This window comes from Stenotrophomonas sp. 112478_Sma, from assembly GCF_056479905.1.
On sequence record NZ_CM151072.1, the window covers coordinates 1852591 to 1875050 of the forward strand.

Annotated in this window: 22 protein-coding genes; 13 read left to right on the plus strand and 9 right to left on the minus strand. The window is 67.8% G+C overall.

The genetic code is table 11. The features are described 5' to 3' along the window. The first annotated feature begins 104 nt into the window (after nucleotides 1–104). A complete protein-coding gene (locus ACZK08_RS08710; protein ID WP_081279755.1) occupies nucleotides 105–719 on the plus strand; it encodes an NUDIX hydrolase in 615 nt (204 codons plus the stop codon). A 94-nt stretch (nucleotides 720–813) separates the two neighbouring features. On the opposite strand, the gene serA is transcribed toward ACZK08_RS08710, so the two are convergent. Beyond that, on the minus strand, nucleotides 814–2055 hold the full coding sequence (serA, locus tag ACZK08_RS08715; protein WP_053519501.1) for a phosphoglycerate dehydrogenase: 1242 nt from the start codon (nucleotides 2053–2055) through the stop codon (nucleotides 814–816). Nucleotides 2056–2226: 171 nt separating this feature from the next. Between serA and ACZK08_RS08720 the strand changes: the two genes are divergently transcribed. From ACZK08_RS08720 to ACZK08_RS08730, 3 genes are all read left to right on the plus strand, one after another. Further along, nucleotides 2227–3615 carry an FAD-binding oxidoreductase gene (locus tag ACZK08_RS08720; RefSeq protein ID WP_053519502.1) on the plus strand — a complete coding sequence of 463 codons (1389 nt, stop codon included), beginning with the start codon at nucleotides 2227–2229 and terminating at the stop codon, nucleotides 3613–3615. A 62-nt stretch (nucleotides 3616–3677) separates the two neighbouring features. Beyond that, on the plus strand, nucleotides 3678–3977 hold the full coding sequence (locus ACZK08_RS08725) for a DUF2388 domain-containing protein (protein WP_053519503.1): 300 nt from the start codon (nucleotides 3678–3680) through the stop codon (nucleotides 3975–3977). Nucleotides 3978–3987: 10 nt separating this feature from the next. Further along, nucleotides 3988–5877, plus strand: coding sequence for a DUF7844 domain-containing protein (locus ACZK08_RS08730; RefSeq protein WP_081284437.1), 1890 nt, complete (start codon nucleotides 3988–3990; stop codon nucleotides 5875–5877). Here ACZK08_RS08730 and ACZK08_RS08735 read toward each other — a convergent pair. After that, nucleotides 5855–6922, minus strand: coding sequence for an ATP-binding protein (locus tag ACZK08_RS08735; RefSeq protein WP_053519504.1), 1068 nt, complete (start codon nucleotides 6920–6922; stop codon nucleotides 5855–5857). The two genes, ACZK08_RS08730 and ACZK08_RS08735, sit on opposite strands and share 23 nt — an antisense overlap. After that, nucleotides 6922–7638, minus strand: coding sequence for a response regulator (locus ACZK08_RS08740; protein ID WP_180876004.1), 717 nt, complete (start codon nucleotides 7636–7638; stop codon nucleotides 6922–6924). Before ACZK08_RS08740 ends, ACZK08_RS08735 begins: the two co-directional genes overlap by 1 nt. 129 nt (nucleotides 7639–7767) lie before the next feature. Between ACZK08_RS08740 and ACZK08_RS08745 the strand changes: the two genes are divergently transcribed. From ACZK08_RS08745 to ACZK08_RS08760, 4 genes are all read left to right on the plus strand, one after another. Further along, on the plus strand, nucleotides 7768–8916 hold the full coding sequence (locus tag ACZK08_RS08745; protein WP_065175598.1) for an efflux RND transporter periplasmic adaptor subunit: 1149 nt from the start codon (nucleotides 7768–7770) through the stop codon (nucleotides 8914–8916). 36 nt (nucleotides 8917–8952) lie between these two features. Next, nucleotides 8953–12096 carry a multidrug efflux RND transporter permease subunit gene (locus ACZK08_RS08750; RefSeq protein WP_065182686.1) on the plus strand — a complete coding sequence of 1048 codons (3144 nt, stop codon included), beginning with the start codon at nucleotides 8953–8955 and terminating at the stop codon, nucleotides 12094–12096. Further along, nucleotides 12083–12475 (plus strand): nuclear transport factor 2 family protein, encoded by a 393-nt coding sequence (locus ACZK08_RS08755; RefSeq protein WP_065182685.1) that lies wholly within the window; start codon nucleotides 12083–12085, stop codon nucleotides 12473–12475. The genes ACZK08_RS08750 and ACZK08_RS08755 overlap by 14 nt, the downstream gene beginning before the upstream one ends. Before the next feature lie 83 nt (nucleotides 12476–12558). Next, nucleotides 12559–13257, plus strand: coding sequence for an MliC family protein (locus tag ACZK08_RS08760; RefSeq protein WP_065182684.1), 699 nt, complete (start codon nucleotides 12559–12561; stop codon nucleotides 13255–13257). 53 nt (nucleotides 13258–13310) lie between these two features. Here the strand turns inward: ACZK08_RS08760 and yeiP are convergent, their stop codons facing one another. From yeiP to ACZK08_RS08785, 5 genes are all read right to left on the minus strand, one after another. Further along, nucleotides 13311–13877, minus strand: a complete 567-nt coding sequence (yeiP, locus tag ACZK08_RS08765; protein ID WP_005409468.1) for an elongation factor P-like protein YeiP — start codon at nucleotides 13875–13877, stop codon at nucleotides 13311–13313. Nucleotides 13878–13925: 48 nt separating this feature from the next. Beyond that, nucleotides 13926–14696, minus strand: a complete 771-nt coding sequence (locus ACZK08_RS08770; protein ID WP_065182683.1) for an SDR family oxidoreductase — start codon at nucleotides 14694–14696, stop codon at nucleotides 13926–13928. A 103-nt stretch (nucleotides 14697–14799) separates the two neighbouring features. Continuing rightward, a complete protein-coding gene (locus ACZK08_RS08775) occupies nucleotides 14800–15693 on the minus strand; it encodes a hydroxymethylglutaryl-CoA lyase (protein WP_053519511.1) in 894 nt (297 codons plus the stop codon). Further along, nucleotides 15690–16091, minus strand: a complete 402-nt coding sequence (locus tag ACZK08_RS08780; protein ID WP_053519512.1) for a VOC family protein — start codon at nucleotides 16089–16091, stop codon at nucleotides 15690–15692. Before ACZK08_RS08780 ends, ACZK08_RS08775 begins: the two co-directional genes overlap by 4 nt. A 2-nt stretch (nucleotides 16092–16093) precedes the next feature. Next, a complete protein-coding gene (locus tag ACZK08_RS08785) occupies nucleotides 16094–16882 on the minus strand; it encodes an enoyl-CoA hydratase/isomerase family protein (protein WP_065182682.1) in 789 nt (262 codons plus the stop codon). A 119-nt stretch (nucleotides 16883–17001) separates the two neighbouring features. On the opposite strand from ACZK08_RS08785, the gene ACZK08_RS08790 reads away from it, so the two are divergent. From ACZK08_RS08790 to ACZK08_RS08800, 3 genes are read left to right on the plus strand one after another with little or no spacing between them, the layout of a single operon-like run. Further along, nucleotides 17002–17256, plus strand: a complete 255-nt coding sequence (locus ACZK08_RS08790; RefSeq protein ID WP_053519514.1) for a FeoA family protein — start codon at nucleotides 17002–17004, stop codon at nucleotides 17254–17256. Beyond that, nucleotides 17253–19115 (plus strand): ferrous iron transport protein B, encoded by a 1863-nt coding sequence (gene feoB / locus ACZK08_RS08795; RefSeq protein WP_065182681.1) that lies wholly within the window; start codon nucleotides 17253–17255, stop codon nucleotides 19113–19115. The genes ACZK08_RS08790 and feoB overlap by 4 nt, the downstream gene beginning before the upstream one ends. After that, a complete protein-coding gene (locus tag ACZK08_RS08800; protein ID WP_065175605.1) occupies nucleotides 19115–19369 on the plus strand; it encodes a DUF6587 family protein in 255 nt (84 codons plus the stop codon). Before feoB ends, ACZK08_RS08800 begins: the two co-directional genes overlap by 1 nt. Before the next feature lie 42 nt (nucleotides 19370–19411). On the opposite strand, the gene ACZK08_RS08805 is transcribed toward ACZK08_RS08800, so the two are convergent. Then, nucleotides 19412–20173 (minus strand): 3-oxoacyl-ACP reductase, encoded by a 762-nt coding sequence (locus tag ACZK08_RS08805; protein ID WP_065182680.1) that lies wholly within the window; start codon nucleotides 20171–20173, stop codon nucleotides 19412–19414. A 137-nt stretch (nucleotides 20174–20310) separates the two neighbouring features. Here ACZK08_RS08805 and ACZK08_RS08810 point away from each other — a divergent pair, with 137 nt between their 5' ends. Continuing rightward, entirely contained in the window at nucleotides 20311–20994 is a 684-nt protein-coding gene (locus tag ACZK08_RS08810) for a 4-hydroxy-tetrahydrodipicolinate reductase (protein ID WP_065182679.1), read from the plus strand. A 326-nt stretch (nucleotides 20995–21320) separates the two neighbouring features. After that, complete coding sequence (gene carA / locus ACZK08_RS08815; RefSeq protein WP_478452688.1) at nucleotides 21321–22448, plus strand: glutamine-hydrolyzing carbamoyl-phosphate synthase small subunit; 1128 nt, start codon at nucleotides 21321–21323, stop codon at nucleotides 22446–22448. The last annotated feature ends 12 nt before the right edge of the window (nucleotides 22449–22460 follow it).

The window sequence follows — 22460 nt, forward strand, 5'->3', positions numbered from 1 at the left end:
GGGCCGTCGATACGTTGCCGGCAGCCCTGAATGGTGAAGACCGCGCGAACGGCCCGCTGTACCTTAGCCAAAGCTGAAGCCAACGCACAAGCGCAATCGCAACAATGAGCGGCGATAATGAACAGTATTTTTCCGAACCACCCCCATTCATGAGCCACACCGCCGAAACCCTTGCCGCGCTTGATGATCGCCTGCGCAGTCTGCTGCGGGACCATGCGCGCCTCGAGCCCGCCCACGACGCCCTGGCTGCCGAATTCGGCACATTACTGGACGATCCGGAAGATCCGTTCCGGCGCGAGCGGTTGGCCGGCCACTTCACCGCCAGCTGCTGGCTGGTCAGCGCCGATGGCCAGCGCCTGCTGCTGACCCACCACCGCAAGCTGCAGCGCTGGCTGCAGCTGGGCGGCCACGCCGACGGCGACCGCGACCTGGCCCGGGTGGCGCTGAAGGAGGCAGAGGAGGAGTCGGGGCTGTCCGGGCTGGTGCTGGACGATCCGGCGATCTTCGACCTGGACAAGCACTGGATCCCCGAACGCGGGGACGTGCCGGGGCATTGGCACTACGACGTGCGCTTCGTGATCCGGGCGCTGGGGGGCGAGGACTTCGTGCTCAGCGAGGAATCGCTGGACCTGGCCTGGCGGCCGGTGACCGAAGTCGCGGCCGACCCGGAATCGGACGAATCGATGCAGCGCATGGCGCGCCGGTGGTTGGCGCGCTGACGGGGACGTCCACCTCATGCGCGGGCCGCCGGGCATGGCCCGGCGCTACCGTGATCGCGTGGGTAGCGCCGGGCCGTGCCCGGCGAACCTTCAATCAATACAGGATGCGGGTGCGCAACGTGCCCGGAATGGCCGCCAGTTCTTCGCGCACCGCGGCGGCCTGCTCCTCGCTGGCGGTGATGTCGATCACCACGTAACCCACCTTCGGGTCCGTGCGCAGGAACTGGCCGTCGATGTTGACGTTGTGGCGCGAGAAGATCTCGTTGACCTTGGACAGCACGCCCGGCACGTTCTGGTGGATGTGCAGCAGGCGCAGGCTGTCTTCGTGTTCGGGCAGGGTGACTTCCGGGAAGTTGACCGCCGACAGGGTGCTGCCGTTGTCGCTGTAGCGCACCAGCTTGGCGGCGACTTCCACGCCGATGTTGTCCTGCGCTTCCAGCGTGCTGCCGCCGACATGCGGGGTCAGGATCACGTTGTCGTGGCGGGTCAGCGGTGATTCGAAGATGTCGCCGTTGCCCTTCGGCTCCACCGGGAACACATCCAGTGCAGCCCCACCGACATGGCCGCTGGCCAGCGCTGCGTCCAGCGCATCGATGTCGACCACGGTGCCGCGCGCCGCATTGATCAGGTGCGCGCCCTTGCGCATCTTCGCCAGCTCGGTGCTGCCGATCATCCACTGCGTGGCCGGGGTCTCCGGCACGTGCAGGGTAACGATGTCGGCACGTGCCAGCAGGTCGTCCAGGCTGGCCGCGGCACGCGCATTGCCCAGCGCCAGCTTGGTTTCCACGTCGTGGAAGATCACCTGCATGCCCAGCGATTCGGCCAGCACGCCGACCTGGGTGCCGATGTGGCCGTAGCCGATGATGCCCAGCGTCTTGCCCCGTACCTCATGGCTGCCGCTGGCGGACTTCGACCAGCCGCCGCGGTGGCATTCAGCGTTCTTCTGCGGGATGCCACGGGTCAGCATGATCGCCTCGGCGATCACCAGTTCGGCCACGCTGCGGGTGTTGGAATAGGGCGCGTTGAACACCGGGATGCCGGCCAGCTCGGCCGCGTCCAGATCGACCTGGTTGGTGCCGATGCAGAAGCAGCCCACCGCGATCAGGCGCTTGGCCTCGGCCAGCACCTCGGCGCTGAGCTGGGTGCGCGAACGGATGCCGACGATATGCGCCTCGGCGATGCGCGCCTTCAGTTCGTCCTCGGGCAGCGCCTTGGTGTGCGCCTCGATCTGGCTGTAGCCGGCGGCGCTGAATACCTCCACGGCGGTCTGGCTGACCCCCTCCAGCAACAGCACGCGGATATCCTGCTTCGGGAACGAGGTCTTCTTCGGCGACATGGGGCAACACGGCCAGTGGGACAGGGGCTGACCACTATGCCAGATCGGACCGCCCATGGTGCAGTGCGCAATTGGTTGCATCCGTAGCTATCTGTGCGGCACTGCGGGGCTGGACGCTGGCGCGTGCCACTGGCACGCTTGCCCGTTCGTCACGCACCGCGCTGGACCGACATGACCGATTCCCGCATTGCCTCGCTGCTGCAGGCCTGTCCCGGCCTGAAGCTGAAGACCGACCCATCCGACCTGGAGCATTACGGTCGCGACTGGACCCGGCGCTGGACGCCGGCGCCGCTGGCGATCGCGCTGCCGGCCACGGTCGAGGAGGTGCAGGCGGTGATGCGCTGGAGCGCGGCCGAAGCGGTTGCGGTCGTGCCCTCCGGCGGCCGTACCGGGCTGTCCGGCGGCGCGGTAGCCGCCCACGGCGAACTGGTGCTGAGCCTGGAACGGATGAACAAGGCCCTGGCCTACGACGCGGTCGACCGGACCCTGGTGGTACAGGCCGGCATGCCGCTCGAAGCGCTGCACAACGCCGCGCTGGAGCATGGATTGATCTATCCGGTCGATTTCGCCGCGCGCGGATCGTGTTCGATCGGCGGCAACATCGCCACCAATGCCGGCGGCATCCGCGTGATCCGGTACGGCAACACCCGTGAATGGATCGCCGGGTTGAAGGTGGTCACTGCCAGCGGCGAGCTGCTGGAATTGAACAAGGGCCTGATCAAGAACTCCAGCGGCTACGACTTCCGCCAGCTGCTGATCGGTTCAGAAGGCACGCTGGGCGTGATCGTCGAGGCAACGGTGAAGCTGACCGATCCCCCGCCGGCCAGCAACGTGATGCTGCTGGCGTTGCCCAGCTTCGAGGTGCTGATGCAGGTATTCGCCGCCTTCCGCGCGCGCCTGCAGCTGCAGGCGTTCGAGTTCTTCACCGACCGGGCGCTGGAACACGTGCTGGCACATGGTGCGCAGGCGCCGTTCGACGAAGTGCATCCGTACTATGTCGTGACCGAGTTCGCTGCCAATGATGAGGCACAGGAAGCCGCGGCCATGGCGGCCTTCGAGGACTGCATGGGCAACGGCTGGGTCAGCGACGGTGTGATCAGCGCCAGCGACGCCCAGGCGGCCCAGCTGTGGCGCCTGCGGGAGGGCATCACCGAATCACTGGCGCGCTACAAGCCCTACAAGAATGACGTCTCGGTGCGTATCTCGGCGATGCCGGCGTTCCTGGCCGAGACCCAGGCGCTGATCGGCCAGGCCTATCCACACTTCGATGTGGTCTGGTTCGGCCATATCGGCGACGGCAACCTGCACATCAACGTGCTGAAGCCGGACGACACCAGCGACGCCGAGTTCCTTGCCCAGTGCGAGCAGGTGACCAAGCTGCTGGCGCAGGTGCTGGCGCGTTTCGATGGCAGCATTTCGGCCGAACATGGGATCGGCCTGGTCAAGAAGGGTTACCTGGACAGCACGCGCGGACCGGCGGAAATCGCGTTGATGAAGGCGGTCAAGCGTGCGTTCGATCCCGAAGGGCGGCTGAACCCGGGCAAGCTGTTCGACGCCTGATCTGGGCAAACCCTTCACGCACCCGTTACGCTCCACCCATTCCTTCAACCGGCCTGCGACCGATGATCCGACCGTTCCTGCTGATTGCCCTGCTGTCCCTGCCGCTGGCCGGCTTCGCTTCCAGCTTCGCCGGCACCTCGGCCGGTTCGGCAACCGGTGCATCGTCCGGCTCGTCGGGCAGCAGCTCGGGTGACGACAAGGTCGTGCGCGCTGCGCGCGATGATGCCGCGGCCTTTGTCGCCAGCGACGGCCAGATCCGTGGCGCGCGCCTGCAGGCCGCGCTGGTCCATCTGCGCGAGCAGGACGCTGCCGCGCAGCAGCAGAGCGATCTGGAACTGGCGCGCGCCCTGCTGGCGCGTTGATCCGGGCCGCATGCCGCCCGCGGTTTCGCTTGCCGTGGCGCCGGCCGATGCACGGCTGAACGTCTTGCGTACGCGGGCAGCAGCAGATGCCGGCCGCGACCCGGCGCTGTCCAAGCGTGCCCTGCATGCAGGATGGGGTATCGCATTGGCGTGGCTGGCGATACCGGTGGCGCATGCGACCGACCGCCTGCAGCTGGACCCCGCAGGCCTGGACCCAACACAACAACGGCTGGCCCGGCAGACCCTGGCCGACGTGCAGTCGCTGCTGCCCGAGGGGCTGCTGCGCGCGTTGCCGCCGCAGGTGCAGGTTCGCTGGAGTGAGGCCCTGCCGGCCGATGTGCACGGTCGGGCCTTTGGCGGACGCGTGTCGCTGCGTCGCGACCTGCTGGATGAGGAGGTGCCCGGCGCCCGCCGCGCGCGACGCAGCGCGCTGGTGCACGAACTGGCCCACGTTGCCGACCGCAACGGTGCAGGCTGGTCGCGCAGCGCGCGCTGGCGCGATCTGTCCGGCTGGCAGCGCAGGCCGTGGCATCTGGGCCGCGGTGACAATGATTTCCGTGACCGCAGCCCGGATCCCTACGAGCTGACGGATGCGGCCGAGTACCTGGCAGTGAATGCCGAGCATTTCGTGCTCGATGGTGCGTTCGCCTGCCGCCGTCCAGCCCTGGCGCAGTGGTACCGGGCGCATTTCGGCACGCCGCCATCGCTGCCACGCCCGCACTGTGAGGCAACCCTCCCATTGCTGCAGGCCGAAGCGGAGGAGGGGGCAGCCTCGTTGCTGCAGCTGGATCCCGCGCGCGTCTATGCGGTGGACTACCTGTTCGCCGAAGGCAGCCGGCAGCCGATGAGCCGCTGGGGCCACAGCATGCTGCGGCTGGTCATCTGCCGGCCGGGCCGGACGCCGGGACCGGCGTGCCGGCTGGATCTCGAACATCACCGCGTGCTGTCCTTCCGCGCGTTCGTGGGCGATGTGCAGATTTCCAACTGGCGTGGCCTGACCGGCGACTATCCTTCGCGCCTGTTCGTGCTGCCGCTGCAACAGGTGGTGGATGAATACACCAAGGTCGAGCTGCGTGGCCTGCAGTCGCTGCCCCTGCGCCTGCAGCGCGAAGAAATCGCCAGCCTGCTGGAACGCACCGCGCAGGTGCATTGGACCTATGATGGACGCTACTACTTCGTCAGCAACAACTGCGCGGTGGAGACTGCGAAACTGCTGCAGGCCGGCGTGCCCCGGCTCGGCCAGGCCGGGCTCGCCCAGCTCACCCCGCGGGGACTGCGGCGTCGGCTGGCACGGCTGCATGTTCTGGACGACCAGGTCCTGGCGGATCGGGCGGGTGCGCAGGCGCAGGGGTATTACTTTGCTTCCGCGCGTGATCATTACCAGCAGCTTTTTTCCGTGGCTGCCACCCAGCTCGCCTTGCCGGCGCGCGACGTGCGCGCATGGCTGAATCTGCCCGCGCGCGAGCGCGGCCCCTGGCTGCTGCAGGGTGATCTGCGCGCAAGTGCTGGCCTGCTGCTGCTGGAACAGGCCGCGCAGCGACGCGCGGAGCTGCGCGCGCGTGACGTGCTGAAGCGTAGTCTGCTGGCGGCGCCGGAGAGCGCTGAGGCACGCAGTCTGCGTGAACTGCTGGACCTGAGCGGGCAGTGGCTGCGTCCTGGGGAGCTGCTGGCGGACGGCGGCTACGGCTTGCCGCTGCCCGAGGAACAGGTACTGCTGGCCGACCGCGTTGCGCTGGCCAGCGCCCAGGCGGTGCCGGCATGGCGGACCCTGCGCATGCAGCTGCGACAGCAGCTGCCGGCGTCGCAGCGGGGGGAACTCGATGACATCGACGCGAACCTGGCGGCGCTGGGTGAGCGTCTGCGACGGCAGGCGACGCCTACTGACGCGGCAGTTCGATGACGAAGCGGCTGCCGCCGCTGCCACCGGGCGCGCAGTAGACCTTTCCGCCATGTGCATCGGCAATGGCCTTGACCACGGCCAGGCCCAGGCCGCTGCCACCGCCCTGGCGCGAACGTGAACCGTCGGCGCGCATGAAGGGGCTGAAGATGTCCGCGTGCAGTGCCGGATCGATGCCGGGGCCCTCATCCTCGATGGCAACCTGCACGTGTCCCGGGGTGTCATGCACGGCGATCCGCACCCGGCCCGGGCTGGCGTAGCGGCGTGCGTTCTCCAGCAACGCAAGAAGCGCCTGCCGCAGGCGGGTCGGATCGCAGTGGGCGTTGTGCTCCTCGCGGCTGGTCTCCAGTTCCAGCACGAAGCCGGCCGCGCGGAACTGGGGATCGACCAGGGTCATCACCGAGTGCACTTCGGCCACCACATCGGTACGGGCGCGGCGCACGTCCAGCCGGGCGTTGTCCGCCAGGCTCAGCACGCGCAGATCCTCGATCAGCCGCGACAGCCCTTCCACCTGCGCCAGCAGGCTGCGGAACTGCGATTCGTCGGGGTGGAACACGCCTTCGGCCAGGCCCTGCAGGCGACCACGCAGGATGGTGACCGGCGTGCGCAGTTCGTGGGCGATGGCGGCGTGCCACATCATCCGTTCGCTTTCCATGTGCTGCAGGCGGCGCGCCATCGCGTTGAAGTCGTCGACCAGCGCGGCGACCTCGCCGGGAGAGTTGCCGTCGGCGCTGGCGCGTGCGCCCAGGTCGCCGCTGGCCAGCGCGCGCACGCTGTCGACCAGCGAATTCAACGGGGACAGGATACGGTGGGCGAGGCGGAACGATGCGGCGATCGCAAGGGCCAGCCCGGTCAGGATGACACCGACCATCCAGGCCAGTTCGGGTCCGGTGGGCAGCCAGCTTTCCGGCTCGACCGTACTGGCCGGCGAAAACTCGACCAGCACCGCATACAGCAGCCAGGACGAGAGGATCATCATCACGATGACGCCGATCACCATCAGCGACATCGAGACGACGATGTGCCGGCTGAGCCCGGACCGGCGCATCAGCGGTCGGCCATCAGGCGGTAACCGACGCCGCGCACGCTGGCCGGGATGTTGACCATGCCCACGTCGTCCAGCTTGCGGCGCAGCTTGCTGACATGGCTGTCGACCGTGCGCTCCAGCGCTTCACTCTCAGGCAGGCATTCATGCATCAGTTCGCTGCGGCTGAAGATGCGGGTCGGTGCCAGGGCCATGCAGTGCAGCAGCTTGAACTCGGTCAGCGTCAGCAGGACTTCATGGCTGTAGCCATCGCCCTCCACATGCACGGCATGGGTTGCCGGATCGATCAGCAGCTGCCCGATGCGCAGTGCCGCCGGTGCATCCACGCGTGAGGATCTGAGCGTCCGCCGCAGCACCGCGCGCACGCGCGCAGCCACCTCGGCCGGGTTGAACGGCTTGACCACGTAGTCGTCGGCGCCCATGCGCAGCGCGGTCAGCTTGTCCAGGTCCTGGTCGAGCGCGGTCAGCATGATCACCGGCGTTTCCCCGCGCTGGCGCAGCTGGCTCAGCACGCTCCATCCGTCCAGCCGCGGCAGTTGTACATCCAGCAGGACCAGGTCCGGACGCATGTTGCGGTGCAGGTCCAGTGCACTGTGGCCGTCGCCGGCGCGCAGGGTGCGCAGGCCCTCACGTTCAAGATAGGCAGTGAGGATGTCGGCGATCTCGGCCTCGTCCTCCACGATCAGGACCAGGGCGGCGAGGGCGGTGGAGGCGTGCATGCGTGGATCAGGCCATATGGTGCTTGCCTCCATCGTATCTCCACACTTCCTCCATCGAAACCCCATCATCGCCGCGCAGACTGCGCGCTTCATGACCTATCCGCCGCGCCCGCGGCATTGTGCACAGCAATGAGAACCTTCAGGACCCCGGCCGCGTTGATCGCGGTCCTCGCCTTGGCCATGACGGCCTGTTCCTCTCCCGAAGCCAGCCCCGAACCCGCACCGCGCGTGAGTGTGGTCACCGTCGGCCCACAGGTCGTGCAGCGCGACGATGAGCTGCCGGGCCGCGTGACGGCCGTGCGTACCGCACAGATCCGTGCGCAGGTCGGCGGCATCGTGCAGCGTCGCCTGTTCGAGCAGGGGGCCGAAGTCACCGCCGGGCAGGCGTTGTTCCAGATCGATCCGGCGGCCTTCCGTGCGGACGTCGATTCGGCGCTGGCGGCCCTGCAGCGCAGCGAGGCGGCGCTTGCCCGCAGCCGTGTGCAGTCGCAGCGGCTGCACGCCCTGGCGGCGGCGCAGGCCGTCAGCCAGCAGCATCGCGACGACGCCAGCGCCGAGTACGAGCAGGCGCGCGCCGCGGTGAATGAAGCCCGGGCGATTCTTGCCCGCCGCCAGCTGGACCTGCGCTATGCGACGGTCAGCGCGCCGATCAGCGGACGCATCGATCAGGCATGGGTGACCGAGGGAGCGCTGGTCGGCGTGGCCGATGCCGAGCCGATGGCGGTGGTGCAGCAGATCGACCAGGTCTACGTGGATGTTCGCCAGCCTGCGTCCCAGCTGGAGTCGCTGCAGCGCAGCGCCGCGAGCGGTGGACAGTCGTCGGTGGCGATCATCGGCCCGGCGGGCCGGCCGTTGTCGGAACGTGGCGAGCTGCTGTTCTCCGGCATCAGCGTCGATGCGCGTACGGGCGACGTGATGCTGCGCATCCTGGTGAACAACCCGCAGCGCCAGCTGCTGCCCGGAATGTATGTACGGGCAAGAGTGCCGCGCGGTGCTCCGTCCAGTGCGCTGGTTCTGCCGCAGCAGGCCGTACTGCGCAGTGCCGGTGGTCAGGCCTACGCCTGGGTGGTCGGCAGTGACGGCAAGGCGGTGATCCGCACGCTGGAGATCGATGGCAGCGTGGATCGGCAGTGGCTGGTCCGGCATGGCCTGAAGGCGGGCGAGAAGGTGGTCGTCGAAGGCCAGGAGCGCCTGCAGGAAGGCGTGGTGGTCCAGATGCACGACTGGTCACGGCCCGTCGCCATTGCCGGGGCTGCACCGTCAGGTCGTCAGGGCTGAGTCCGCCAGGACCCGGCCGATCCAGGAAAATCCAACATGGCACGTTTCTTCATCGATCGCCCGGTGTTCGCCTGGGTGCTGGCGATCTTCATCATCCTTGCCGGTGTCCTGGCGATTCCGCGGTTGGCCGTGGAGCGTTACCCGGCAGTCGCTCCGCCCAGTGTCAGCATCTATGCGAGCTATCCAGGCGCAAGCCCGCAGACATTGAACGATGCGGTGGTCGCGCTGATCGAGCGCGAACTGTCCAGCGTCAAGCACCTGCTGTACTTCGAATCGTCGGTGGATACCTCCGGGGAGGCGTCGATCACGGCGACCTTCCAGCCGGGAACCAACCCCGAACTGGCCCAGGTCGATGTGCAGAACCGGATCAAGGCGATCGAGCCGCGGTTGCCGCGCAGCGTGCGCCAGAACGGGCTGTACGTGGAGGCGGCCGATTCCGGTTTCCTGATGCTGGTCGGCCTGCGTTCGCCGGATGCCAGCGTCAGCGAGGCCGCGCTGGGTGACTTCATGGCGCGCAACATCATCGAGGAACTGCGCCGCATCGACGGTGTCGGGCGCGTGCAGCTGTTCGGCGCGGAGCAGGCGATGCGCGTCTGGCTCGATCCCACGCGGCTGACCGGGTACGGCCTGACCATCGGTGACGTTGCCAGCGCCATCGAGCAGCAGAACCTGGAGATCGCACCGGGTCGCATCGGCGACTCCCCCGGTCTGCCCGGCCAGCGCCTGACCGTGCCGCTGAGCGCCGATGGCCAGCTGTCCACGCCCGCGCAGTTCGCTTCGATCGTGCTGCGTGGGCGGGCGGATGGCTCGCGGGTACTGCTGGGTGACGTCGCCCGGGTCGAACTGGGGGCGCAGAGCTACGCCTGGGGCACCCGAGAGGATGGTCAGCCTGCGACGGCGGCGGGCGTCCAGCTGCGGCCCGGAGCGAACGCCGTACGCACTGCGGCAGCGGTGCGCGAAAGGATGGCCGAGCTGGCGCCGCTGCTGCCGCGTGGTGTCGAGGCGAGCATTCCGTTCGATACCGCACCCTTCGTCAGCATCTCGATCCGCAAAGTAGTGCAGACACTGCTGGAGGCCATGCTGCTGGTGTTCGCGGTGATGTACCTGTTCCTGCAGAACTGGCGCTATACGCTGATACCTGCCGTGGTCGCGCCGATTGCGCTGCTGGGTACGTTCGCAGCGATGCTGGCGCTGGGGTTCTCGATCAACGTCCTCACCATGTTCGGCATGGTGCTGGCGATCGGCATCATCGTCGATGATGCGATCGTGGTGGTCGAAGGCGTGGAACGGATCATGGCCGAGGAGGGGTTGCCACCCCGCGAGGCGACGATCAAGGCAATGCGCGAACTGACCGGCGCGGTGATCGGCATCACCCTGGTACTGACCGCGGTGTTCATTCCGATGGCGTTCGCCAGTGGTTCGGTAGGCGCGATCTACCGTCAGTTCACCGTCGCGATGTCGGTATCGATCCTGTTCTCCGCACTGCTGGCGCTCAGCCTCACGCCTGCACTGTGCGCCACGCTGCTGCGCGGAAGTACACGCGGGCATCATGGCCGCAGTGGACTGTTCGGCGCCTTCAACCGCGGCTTCGAGCGGATGACCGGCCGCTACCAGCGTGGCGTGGCCGCTGTGCTGCAGCGAAGCGGGCGCGTGATGGGGGTGTTCGTCGCACTGGTGGCAGCGCTTCTGCTGGGCCTGAACGGGTTGCCCGGGGCATTCCTGCCGGAGGAGGACCAGGGGTACTTCATGACCTCGATCCAGCTGCCGGCCGAGGCGACCACCGAGCGCACGCTTGCCGTCGTTGAAGCGTACGAACGTCACGTGGCCTCGCGCCCCGGCGTTGCATCCAACCAGTCGATCCTCGGGTACAGCTTCTCCGGCTCGGGGCCGAGTGCTGCACTGGCCTACACGATGCTGAAGGATTGGGGGGAGCGTGCCGGTGCGACGGCTGCCGGCGAAGTGGAGGCGGTACGGAAGGCGATGTCGACGCTGGTCGAGGGCGAAGTCATGAGCGTGATGCCGCCGGCCATCGACAGCCTCGGCCGCTCGTCAGGCTTCTCGCTGGCGCTGCAGGCGCGGACCGGGCAGACCCAGGCCGAGCTGCGCGCTGCCCTCCAGCAGCTGCTGCAGCTGGCCCAGTCCAGCACACTGCTGTCCGATGTGCATGCCGATGGAATGCCCGCAGGTACCAGCGTCCGGCTTGACATCGATCGCGCCAAGGCCGAGGCGATGGGCGTGGCGTTCAGCGAGATCAGCGGAACGCTGTCGGCGGCAATGGGCTCGCAATACGTCAACGACTTTCCGAACAAGGGACGGCTGCAGCAGGTCATCGTCCAGGCCGATGCGCCGTACCGGATGGAGCTGGGCGACGTGCTCAAGCTGTATGTCCGCAACAGCGAAGGGGGCATGGTGGCGCTGTCGGAGCTGGTCGATCCGCAGTGGACGGAAGCGCCCCTGCAGCTGCAGCGCTATCTCGGCTTCCCGGCATTGAATCTGTCCGGCGCGCCCGCGTCGGGCGTTTCCACCGGGCAGGCGATGGACGAGATGGAGCGCCTGGCCCGGCAGCTGCCGGCGGGCTTCGCACTGCAGTGGACCAGTCAGTCGCTGCAGGAGCGCGAGTCCGGCGCGCAGGCCCCGTGGTTGCTGCTGCTGTCGATGCTGGTGGTGTTCCTGGTCCTGGCGGCGCTGTACGAGAGCTGGTCCATACCAATGGCGGTGATGCTGGTGGTGCCGCTGGGCCTGCTGGGAGCCGTAGCGGCGGTGCTGCTGCGGGGCATGCCCAACGACGTGTTCTTCAAGGTCGGCATGATCACGGTGATCGGCCTGTCGGCGAAGAACGCGATCCTGATCGTCGAGTTCGCGCGACAGCTGCAGCAGCAGGGACGCGGGCTGGTGGAAGCGGCCGTGGAGGCAGCGCGCCTGCGCCTGCGGCCCATCGTGATGACGTCGCTGGCGTTCGCGCTCGGCGTGGTGCCTTTGATGGTGGCGCAGGGTGCCTCGAAGGAAACACAGCAGGCAATCGGTACCGGTGTGTTCGGTGGCATGGTCAGCGCGACCGTGCTCGCGGTGTTCTTCGTGCCGGTGTTCTATGTGGTGGTGCAGGGGGTGCGGCAACGGATCGCGCGGCGCCTGCGCAGGCGCCGGCCACTGCCGGAAGGATCTGTGGATGGGAACGGATAACGGTCAAAGGCTGCACGACGTACAGCTGAAGGCGCTGGAACGGCGCCTGTGCCAGGCCCTGATCGAGGGTGATCGGCAGGCACTGTCGCTGCTGTTGTCGCCGGCGATGTTCATGATGGATGGCGATGGCGGGCGTCTGTTTGATCTGCCCTGGCTGGATGACTGGTTGGGCGGGCACCTGCAGGTGCGGGCGCTGCATCTGCAGGCGGTGGACACCCTGCTGTGCGGTCGGCTGGCGCTGCTGTCCAGCCCGGTGCAGATGGTGGTCGTCCGGCACGGGAAGGAGCAGGCATTGCGGATGCGTCTGTTGCGGGTCTGGGCCTGTAGTTCCGGCGGGGAGGGCGCGCAGCTGCTGTCGATGACGGTGCTCGCGGCGTGAACGCGATCACATCGGTTTCAGCGCCGGCTCATCGCCGGATGATAGGGTGGTTATCTTCAGTACGGTCGACAAGGAGTCGAGTCATGCGTGTAGTTTCCAGTCTGTCGTCGGCTTCGCTGGCCCTGGTGCTGGCGGCCTGCCAGCCATCGACGCCGCCTGCCGCAGCAGGTGGCACGGCTGACCCGGCGCCGCCGGAGCCGCAGCCGCTGTCCACGAACTCGACCGCCAGCCAGACGGCCTATCAGTGTGGCGATCTGGCCGTGCGTGCGACGTTCAACGGCGAGGACGCAGCCACCGTGGTGATCGGGGATCGCACGTTCGCCATGACCTCCGAGCGTGCTACTTCGGGGGCGAAGTACGGCGACGGGCAGGGCAACAGTTTCTGGACGAAGGGCCACGACGACGGGCTGCTCAGCCTGAAGGGCGAAGTGGACCGCGAGTGCCGCGCGGTGGAGACCACGGAAGGCGACGGCCGTGCCGGTGCTGCCGCGTTCAGGGCGACCGGCAACGAACCGGGCTGGCTGGCGGTGGTCGACGGTGACACGCCGGGCCTGCAGGTGCAGGTCGATTATGGCCAGCGGCACTTCGACGTGGGCGCGCCCAACCAGGGGGCGGACGGATGGAGTGGCAAGGCTGCGGACGGTACCGACATCAAGCTCACCTTCCAGCGCACGACGTGCACGGACGACATGAGCGGCGAGCCGTTCGAGGCGAAGGCGATGCTGACCGTCGGCACGCGCCAGTACCATGGGTGTGGCAATTTCGGCGCCAGGCAGCCGTAAGTTGGTCGGCAGAGCCGAGCGGGGCTCGGCTCTGCCAGGCGCGTGCGGTCAGCTCAGTCCGCGCGGCCTGCGAACTCGCCGGTGGCAGTGTTCACCAGCACGCGTTCGCCATTGACGATGTACTCCGGCACCATGATCTCGATCCCGGTATTGAGCTTGGCCGGTTTCGGACGCTTGGTGGCGGTGCCGCCCTTCAGTTCCGGCGGGGTCTCGATCACTTCCAGCACCACCGAGGCCGGCAACTGGATGGCCACCGGCTGCTCGTCGATCACCTGCACGTAGATGCCGGTCAGGCCATCGGTGATGTAGCCGGCGTCGTCGCCGATGACGTCCGCATCCAGGGTGTAGGGGGTGTAGTCCTCGTCATCGAGGAAGACGAACGCATCGCCATCCTTGTACGAATAGGTGGACTGGCGGCGCAGCAGTTCGACCTCGACCAGATTGTCGTCGGCATCGAAGCTGGCATCGAGCTTGTTGCCGCCCGGCACGCTGTACATGATGAAGCGGAAGCGGACGTTGCCACCCCGGCCCTGCGGGGAGCTGCGCTCGATGTCGCGGATCTGGTAGACGCCGTTGTTGTACTCGACGACGTTGCCCTTCTTGATGTCGTTGGCTTTCATGGTGATCTGGGTCGTTGGGGGTGGACGCCGTCCCGGCGCCCGGGGGAATCACTTCGGAGCGAGGCGGGTAGCGCCGTCCAGGCGGATGGTCTCGCCATTGAGGTAGGTGTTGCCGAGGATGAAGCCGACCAGGCTGGCGAAATCCTCCGGCTTGCCCAGCCGCGACGGGAACGGGATCGAGGCGGCAAGCGACTGCTGTACGGCTTCGGGCATGCCATCGACCATCGGTGTCCAGAACACGCCCGGGGCGATGGTGTTGACGCGGATGCCGAAGCGCGAGAGCTCGCGGGCCATCGGCAGCGTCATCGACACCACACCGCCCTTGCTGGCGGCGTACGCGGCCTGGCCGATCTGGCCCTCATAGGCGGCGATGCTGGCGGTGTTGATGATGACACCCCGTTCGCCATCGGCGCCGGCCTCGTTGTGCTGCATGCGGTTGGCGGCGGCCTTGGCCACGTTGAAGCTGCCGACCAGGTTGACCATCACCGTGCCCTGGAAGCCGGCCAGCGGCATCGGACCTTCCTTGCCGAGCACACGGCCAGCGCCGAGGATGCCGGCGCAGTTCATCGCCACGTTGAGCCCGCCGAGGAAATCGTGGGCCTGGTCGATGGCCGCCGCCACGGCAGCTTCATCACTGACGTTGACGTTGAAATAGCGGGCGTTGTCGGCACCCAGCGTGGCGACGGCGGCGCTGCCTTTGTCGTCGTTGAGGTCGAACAGGGCCACCTTGCCGCTTTGGGCGACGAGGTGCTCGGCCACGGCCAGGCCAAGGCCGGAAACGCCGCCGGTGATCACGGCACGTACGGAAGACAGCTGCATTGCACGGTCCTGCAGGTTCGAGAACCGCCGATTCTAACGGAAGCCACGACCGCTGCCGTTGTGCACCGCGCCGCCCGGAGCCCGGGCGACGCGCCCTGATGAATCAGACGGCCGCGAGGGCCTGGCCGGTGCGGCTGGCGGTCGCACGCCCGAGCAGGCCGGCCAGCCAACGACCGGTTTCCGCCAGCGCCGGCAGGTCCACCCCGCTGTCCAGGCCAAGGCCCTGCAGCAGATAGACCACGTCCTCGCTGGCGACGTTGCCGCTGGCGCCTTTCGCGTAAGGGCAGCCGCCCGCGCCGGAGACGGCGCTGTCGACCACGCGCACGCCTTCTTCCAGGCAGGTGGCGATGTTGGCAATGGCCTGCCCGTAGGTGTCATGGAAGTGCACGGCCAGCGCGCTCATCGGGATCTCCGCGGCGACTGCCTGCAGCATCGCCCGTGCCTTGCGCGGCGTGCCGACGCCGATCGTGTCGCCCAGCGAGATCTCATAGCAGCCCATCTGGTGCAGGGCGCGCGCCACCCGCACCACATCGGCCAGGGGGACCTCGCCCTGGTAGGGACACCCCAGCACGGTGGAGACATAGCCGCGCACCCGTACGCCATCGGCGGCGGCGCGGCGCAGGATCGGCTCGAAGCGTGCCAGCGACTCGTCGATGCCGGCGTTGGTGTTGGTGCGGTTGAACGCCTCGGAGGCGGCCGTGAACACCGCCACTTCCTCCACGCCGACCGCGAGCGCCCGCTCGTAGCCCTGTTCATTCGGTACCAGCACTGGATAGTGGATGCCGGGCCGGCGCTGGATGCCGGCATAGACCTCAGCGGCATCCGCCAGCTGCGGCACCCACTTCGGGCTGACGAAACTGGTCGCTTCGATGCTGCGCAGGCCGGTGGCCGACAGGCGGTTGATCAGCTCGATCTTGTCGGCCGTAGAGACCGGTTGCTTTTCGTTCTGCAGCCCGTCCCGCGGGCCGACCTCGACGATGCGGACGTAGTCGCTCATGCCTCCGTCTCCGCAGCGGGGCGCTGGCAGACCGCCTCGATGTTGTTGCCGTCCGGGTCGAGCACGAAGGCGGCGTAGTAGTTCGGGTGATACCAGGGACGTACGCCGGGAGCACCATTGTCGCGTCCTCCGGCGGCCAGGGCGGCGGCATGGAACGCGTCCACCTGCGCGCGGCCGGTACAGGCGAAGGCGACGTGCACGCCATGGCTGACGCTGCCGCCATTGCCGATCCAGAAGAACGGCTTGCCATCGCGGCCGAAGCCGACCTGGTCGTGGGTGCCGGTCTGCTCCGCGGTGACTTCCATCACCACGCCGATCTGCAGTGGGGCCAGTGCCTGGCTGAAGAACGCCCTGCTGCGCGCCAGGTCGGCGCTGGTCAAACCAAGATGATCGAGCATGTTCAGGCCTCCGTGACCCAATGGGGGGCGCGCTTGTCGAGGAAGGCGCCCAGGCCTTCCTGACCCTCGGCCGAGACCCGCAGGCGCGCGATCAGGGCGGCATTGTCGCGGTCGAGCGCATCGCGGTCATGGCTGTCACGGACCTGCCGGACCAGGCGCTTGGCCGACGCTGAGGCGATCGGGCCGGCCTTGTCGAGCAGGGCCAGCTGGCGCTGCACCGCCTCGTCCAGCCGCTCCGGTTCCACCAGCTGGTGCACCAGGCCGATGCGCAGCGCGGTGTCGGCGTCGAAGTGCTCGCCGGTCGCGAACCAGCGGCGGGCCTGACGCGGCCCGATCGCCTCGATCACGTACGGTGAGATCACGGCGGGCAGCAGGCCAAGGCGGCTTTCGGTCAGGCCGAACCGGGCGCAGGTGCTGGCGATGGCGATGTCGCAGCAGGCGACCAGGCCGACACCCCCGCCGAAGGCGGCACCGTGGACCCGGGCCAGGGTCGGCTTGGGCAGTTCGTCCAGGGTGCGCATCAGGCGCGCCAGGGCCAGCGAATCCTCGCGGTTGTCAGCCTCGCTGGCAGCGGCCATGCCCCGCATCCACTGCAGGTCGGCACCGGCCGAGAAGGATGCGCCGTGGCCGGCCACCACCACCGCGCGCACCGCGTCTTCCCGCCCGGCCGCCTCCAGCGCGGCGGTCAGCCGGGCGATCAGGCCGGCATCGAAGGCGTTGTGCAGCTCCGGCCGGTTCAGCCAGAGGGTGAGGACGGCGCCACTGCGCTCGATCTGCAAAGCATCGTTCATGGGATTCCAGGGTCACTCCATACCTGTATGGATCATAGCGGGCCATTGGTCATGGGCCATGACGCGACGCGGGAATGTTAGAATCGAGAACCATTTACATCCAGCAGAGAACAGGCTAGATGACGCTGTCCGAACTGCCCCTGCATACCTCGGCCGTGGTCGACTCCGTGCAGGACCTGCATGCCAACGATGCCATTGCCCGCCGCCTGCGCGAGCTGGGCTTCGTCAAGGGCGAGGAGGTCCGCCTGGTGGCCAAGGGCCCACTGGGGGGAGAGCCGTTGCTGGTGCAGGTCGGGTTCACCCGTTTCGCACTGCGTATCAGTGAAGCCAAGCGCGTCGTGATCGACGCTGCCAGCCAGGAAAGACGTGCATGACCGCATCCGCCACTGCCGCCCCCCTGCGCATCGCGCTGGTCGGTAACCCGAACAGCGGCAAGACCGCCCTGTTCAACCAGCTGACCGGCAGCCGGCAGAAGGTCGCCAATTACACCGGCGTGACCGTCGAGCGCAAGGAAGGACGCCTGCGCGCACCCTCCGGCCGCGAGTTCGCCGTGCTTGACCTGCCGGGTGCGTACAGCCTGCACCCGGCGAGCCTGGACGAGGCGATCACCCGCGACCTGTGCCGGGGCTTCTATCCGGGCGAGGCCGCGCCGGACGTACTGTTGTGCGTGATCGATGCCACCAACCTGCGCCTGCACCTGCGCTTCGCACTGGAACTGCGCGAGTTGGGCAAACCGATGGTGGTGGCGCTGAACATGGTGGATGCGGCCGAGCGCCGTGGCATCCAGCTGGACGTGGCAGCGCTGGAGCGCGAGCTGGGCGTGCCGGTGGTCGAGACCGTGGCGGTACGCAAGCAGGGCGCGCGTGCGCTGGTCGAGCGCCTGGACCGCATGGTGCCGCACCTGGATGCGCCGGTGCCGCCGGCCGAGGACGGCATCGACTACCACGCCCGGGTACGCGACATCCTGGCGGTGGCCGTGCGCATGCCGGCACGCACCGCGAAGATCGACGACACGCTCGACCGCTGGCTGCTGCACCCGGTGTTCGGACTGGTGACGCTGGTCGTGGTGATGTTCCTGATCTTCCAGGCGGTGTTCGCCTGGGCGACACCGCTGATGGATGGCATCGAGGCCGGCTTCGGCTGGCTGGGCGAGGTGGTCGGTGGCGCGCTGCCAGAGGGGCCGCTGACCAGCCTGCTGACCGACGGCATCATCGCCGGCCTGGGAGGCGTGGTGGTGTTCCTGCCGCAGATCCTGATCCTGTTCGCGTTCATCCTCGCGCTGGAAGAGTCCGGCTACCTGCCACGTGCAGCGTTCCTGCTCGATCGGCTGATGGCCGCGGCCGGCCTGTCGGGGCGTTCGTTCATCCCGCTGCTGTCCAGCTTCGCCTGCGCGGTGCCGGGCATCATGGCCACCCGCAGCATCCAGGATCCACGCGATCGGCTGGCGACGATCCTGGTGGCACCGCTGATGACCTGTTCGGCCCGCCTGCCGGTGTATGCCCTGCTGATCGCCGCCTTCATTCCCGATGGCAAGGTCGGCATCTTCAACCAGCAGGGCCTGGTGCTGTTCGGACTGTACGTGGCCGGCATCCTCAGCGCGCTGGCGATGTCGTGGGTCATGAAGAAGTGGCGCCGCGACAAGAGCGAGCATCCGTTGATGCTGGAGCTGCCCTCGTACCGTATTCCGCATCCGCGTGATCTGGCAGTCGGCCTGTATGAGCGCGGCATGATCTTCCTGCGGCGCGTGGGCGGCATCATCCTGGCGTTGACCGTGCTGCTGTGGTTCCTGCTGTCGTTCCCCGGTGCGCCCGCCGACGCCACGCTGCCGGTCATCGATTACAGCTACGCCGGCCGCATCGGCCATGCGATGACCGCGGTTTTCGCCCCGCTGGGTTTCAACTGGCAGATCTGCATCGCACTGATTCCGGGCCTCGCCGCGCGTGAAGTGGCGGTTTCCTCGCTGGCGACCGTGTACGCGCTGTCCGCGGCCGACGACGATGCGGCGATCTCGGCGCTCACGCCAGTGGTGGCCGATGGCTGGTCGCTGGCCACGGGCCTGTCGCTGCTGGTGTGGTTCATCTATGCGCCGATGTGCATCTCCACGCTGGCCACCATCAAGCGTGAGACCAACTCGTGGAAGAAGATGGGTTTCGCGGCGTTCTACCTGTTCGCAGCGGCCTACGTTGCAGCGCTGATCACCTACCAGGTGACCGTGGCGCTGGGAGGCGGCTGATGGACGCAGGACTGCTGCTCCAGTACCTGCTCGTTGCGCTGGCCGTGCTGGTCAGCGCGTGGGTCGTACTGAAAAAGCAGTTCCCCGGCACCGTGCGCAGAATGCGCGGTGCCTTGGCACTGGCGCTGCTCAAGCCCGGCCGCGCCGGCTGGCTGCAGGCGCTGGGCCGCAGGATCGCGCCCCCTGTCAGTGGCGGCGGCGGTGCCTGTGGTGGCTGCGACAGCTGCGGGCCGACGCCGCCGAAGCAGCACTGACGATGCCGGGAGAGAGCGGGGGCTGCTGCGCTCGCCGAAGCGTCAATCCCGCACCAGCCCACCGTCCACCACCAGATTCTGGCCGGTGACCGCGCGCGCCCAGGGGCTGGCGAAGAACAGCGCGGCGTCGGCGAACTCGGCCGGCGTGGTCACGCTGCGCAGTGGCGTGTTGGCGGCGATGTAATCGAACACCGCCTGCGGTGTCGCGGCGCTGGCATCGGTGCTGCGCAGCAGGCCGCCGGACAGCATGTTGACGGTGATCCCGTGCGGCCCCAGGTCGCCGGCCAGGGTGCGTGTCAGCGAAAGCAGGGCGGCTTTGGCGGCCGTGTAGTCGTGATAGGGCACCACCGGGTTCTGGAACAGATTGGTGCCGATGTTGATGATGCGGCCGAAACCGCGCGCCTGCATGCCGGGCAGGGCGGCCTGCACGGTGTTGAGCGCGCCGCGCACGCTGCCTTCGAACTGCGCCTGGAACGCCGGCCAGCCAATGTCGGCAGCGCCGTCGCGCGCATCACCATTGAAGGAGAAGTCGGCCAATGCATTGTTGACCACAGTGGTCACGCCCTGGCCGAAATGCGCCAGCGCCTGCTGCAGGAGTGCCTCGATCTGGCCCCGGTCGGTGACGTCGGCGCGGAGCGCGAGTGCCTGCCCGCCCAGCTCCACCGCCAATGCACGTGCGGCCGCCTCGCTGCGGTGATAGTTGATGATGATCCGGGCACCCTGCGCGGCGAATGCGCGGGCGATATGCTGGCCAAGGCCGCGGCCAGCGCCGGTGACCAGTACCAGCTGTTCGCTGATCTGCATGGGAAATGCGGTCCATTGCATGAAGAGTCCTGCAGCGTAGCAGCGATGATGCTTGCCGGACCGGGCATGCTGCCGCTAGCCTGCGGGGCATGAACCAGACTCCCCTGCGATTGCTCATTCACGGCGCTTCCGGGCGCATGGGCCAGGCCCTGCTGCGGCTGGCCGCCGATCATCCCGAAACCCTGCAGATCGTGGCGGCGGTGACCGGCCGCGCGCCGGCCCAGCGGGTGGTCGACGGAGTGCCGTTCTTTGCCGCCAGCGAGCTGGCAGGGGCGCCGGCATTCGATGTGGCCATCGACTTCAGCCTGCCGGAAGGCTTCGATGCGATGCTGGCCCTGTGCGTTGAACGCGGCGCAGGCCTGGTATCGGGTACCACCGGCATCTCCAGTGCGCAGCGCCAAGCGCTGGACGCCGCCGCGGCGCGCATTCCGCTGGTGTGGGCTTCGAACTTCAGCCTCGGTGTCGCGGTGCTGGACGAGCTGGTCGAGCGCGCTGCGCAGGCTCTGTCGGGCTGGGACTGCGACATCGTGGAATCGCACCATACGCAGAAGAAGGATGCGCCCTCGGGAACGGCACTGACCCTGGGCGCAGCCGCGCAGCGGGGTGGGGCGGATCCGCAGTACGCCAGCCTGCGGGCCGGCGATATCGTGGGTGAGCATCTGGTGCAGTTCACCGGCCTGGGCGAGCGCATCGAACTGGTCCACCGGGCGACCAACCGCGACATCTTCGCCCGCGGTGCGCTGTTTGCCGCCCGCCAGCTGCAGGGGCGGGCGCCCGGGAGCTACCGGGTGCGCGACCTGCTGGACACCCCGGCGGACTGATTCACGGGGTCGGATCCCTTTCCCACGGAAAGGGATCTGACCCCTCGCCGCGATTGCTGTCAGAGCCCTTTTCCCGCATGAAAAGGGATCCGACCCCGGCCATCGCGCTTTGCACACGCGGGCGTATTGAAATGAATACGCAGTCGCCTGTTCATGAAACGATTCAACCGCTGGCGCGAGCGCTCCGGCAGCGCTACAATTCGCACTCGCCGAATCACCAAAGCCGGACCGGTCCTGAACCGCACGTCCGCGCTTTTTTGCAACCGGATTTCCGTGAAGCACAGGCGTGACTTCGGCACCCCCTCGGTAGCCAAAGTGAGATTTCCGTGACCCAAGCCGCAATCCTCGTCCTCGAAGACGGCACCGTATTCGAGGGCGAATCCGTAGGCGCGCCCGGCCTGTCCGTCGGTGAAGTGGTGTTCAACACCGCCATGACCGGTTACCAGGAAGTGCTGACCGATCCGTCCTACGCCCGGCAGATGGTCACGCTGACCTATCCGCATATTGGCAACACCGGCATGACCGACCAGGACGACGAAGCCTCCAAGGTGTGGTCGGCCGGCCTGATCGTGCGCGATGTGCCGCGCCGCCCCAGCAACTGGCGCAGCCAGGTGTCGCTGCAGGACTGGCTGATCCAGCGTGGCGTGGTGGCCATCGCTGGCATCGATACCCGCAAGCTCACCCGCATCCTGCGCGAGAACGGCGCCCAGAACGGTGCGCTGATGGCAGGTGACATCGATGTTGAGAAGGCGCTGGAAGCCGCCCGCAAGTTCCCAGGCCTGAAGGGCATGGATCTGGCCAAGGTCGTCACTACCGAGAAGACCTATGTCTGGACCGAGGGCCAGCTGGACCTGGATGCCAACGCCTTCGTCAGCGTGCCGGCCCGCTTCAAGGTGGTGGCCTACGATTTCGGCGTGAAGACCAACATCCTGCGCATGCTGGCCGAACGCGGCTGCGAAGTGACCGTGGTGCCGGCGCAGACCCCGGCGGCTGAAGTGCTGGCGCTGAAGCCCGACGGTGTCTTCCTGTCCAATGGCCCGGGTGACCCGGAGCCGTGCAATTACGCGATCGCCGCGATCAAGACCTTCATCGACGTGAAGATTCCGACCTTCGGCATCTGCCTGGGCCACCAGCTGCTGGGCCTGGCCTCGGGCGCGCAGACCGTCAAGATGGGCCATGGCCACCATGGTGCGAACCATCCGGTGCAGGACCTGGACAGTGGCCGGGTGATGATCACCTCGCAGAACCATGGTTTCGCGGTCGATGAAGCCACCCTGCCGGCGACGTTGCGCGTGACCCACCGGTCGCTGTTCGATGGCACCAACCAGGGCATCGCACGCACCGATGTGCCGGCGTTCTCTTTCCAGGGCCATCCGGAAGCGTCGCCGGGCCCGCACGACGTCGGTCCGCTGTTCGACCGTTTCGTGACCCTGATGGAACAGGCCAAGGCGTGATCCGCAGGCCAC

Bases quoted from the DNA above. Each gene is read 5' to 3' on its own strand.
- ACZK08_RS08740 (WP_180876004.1), bottom strand. From the start codon at position 7,638: ATGCACGCCTCCACCGCCCTCGCCGCCCTGGTCCTGATCGTGGAGGAC.
- feoB (WP_065182681.1), top strand. From the start codon at position 17,253: ATGACCGCATCCGCCACTGCCGCCCCCCTGCGCATCGCGCTGGTCGGT.
- ACZK08_RS08750 (WP_065182686.1), top strand. From the start codon at position 8,953: ATGGCACGTTTCTTCATCGATCGCCCGGTGTTCGCCTGGGTGCTGGCG.
- ACZK08_RS08810 (WP_065182679.1), top strand. From the start codon at position 20,311: ATGGGCCAGGCCCTGCTGCGGCTGGCCGCCGATCATCCCGAAACCCTG.
- ACZK08_RS08730 (WP_081284437.1), top strand. From the start codon at position 3,988: ATGCCGCCCGCGGTTTCGCTTGCCGTGGCGCCGGCCGATGCACGGCTG.
- ACZK08_RS08735 (WP_053519504.1), bottom strand. From the start codon at position 6,922: ATGCGCCGGTCCGGGCTCAGCCGGCACATCGTCGTCTCGATGTCGCTG.
- ACZK08_RS08720 (WP_053519502.1), top strand. From the start codon at position 2,227: ATGACCGATTCCCGCATTGCCTCGCTGCTGCAGGCCTGTCCCGGCCTG.
- ACZK08_RS08725 (WP_053519503.1), top strand. From the start codon at position 3,678: ATGATCCGACCGTTCCTGCTGATTGCCCTGCTGTCCCTGCCGCTGGCC.
- ACZK08_RS08780 (WP_053519512.1), bottom strand. From the start codon at position 16,091: ATGCTCGATCATCTTGGTTTGACCAGCGCCGACCTGGCGCGCAGCAGG.
- yeiP (WP_005409468.1), bottom strand. From the start codon at position 13,877: ATGAAAGCCAACGACATCAAGAAGGGCAACGTCGTCGAGTACAACAAC.
- ACZK08_RS08775 (WP_053519511.1), bottom strand. From the start codon at position 15,693: ATGAGCGACTACGTCCGCATCGTCGAGGTCGGCCCGCGGGACGGGCTG.
- ACZK08_RS08770 (WP_065182683.1), bottom strand. From the start codon at position 14,696: ATGCAGCTGTCTTCCGTACGTGCCGTGATCACCGGCGGCGTTTCCGGC.
- ACZK08_RS08805 (WP_065182680.1), bottom strand. From the start codon at position 20,173: ATGCAGATCAGCGAACAGCTGGTACTGGTCACCGGCGCTGGCCGCGGC.
- ACZK08_RS08710 (WP_081279755.1), top strand. From the start codon at position 105: ATGAGCGGCGATAATGAACAGTATTTTTCCGAACCACCCCCATTCATG.
- ACZK08_RS08785 (WP_065182682.1), bottom strand. From the start codon at position 16,882: ATGAACGATGCTTTGCAGATCGAGCGCAGTGGCGCCGTCCTCACCCTC.
- ACZK08_RS08790 (WP_053519514.1), top strand. From the start codon at position 17,002: ATGACGCTGTCCGAACTGCCCCTGCATACCTCGGCCGTGGTCGACTCC.
- ACZK08_RS08760 (WP_065182684.1), top strand. From the start codon at position 12,559: ATGCGTGTAGTTTCCAGTCTGTCGTCGGCTTCGCTGGCCCTGGTGCTG.
- ACZK08_RS08745 (WP_065175598.1), top strand. From the start codon at position 7,768: ATGAGAACCTTCAGGACCCCGGCCGCGTTGATCGCGGTCCTCGCCTTG.
- ACZK08_RS08755 (WP_065182685.1), top strand. From the start codon at position 12,083: ATGGGAACGGATAACGGTCAAAGGCTGCACGACGTACAGCTGAAGGCG.
- serA (WP_053519501.1), bottom strand. From the start codon at position 2,055: ATGTCGCCGAAGAAGACCTCGTTCCCGAAGCAGGATATCCGCGTGCTG.
- ACZK08_RS08800 (WP_065175605.1), top strand. From the start codon at position 19,115: ATGGACGCAGGACTGCTGCTCCAGTACCTGCTCGTTGCGCTGGCCGTG.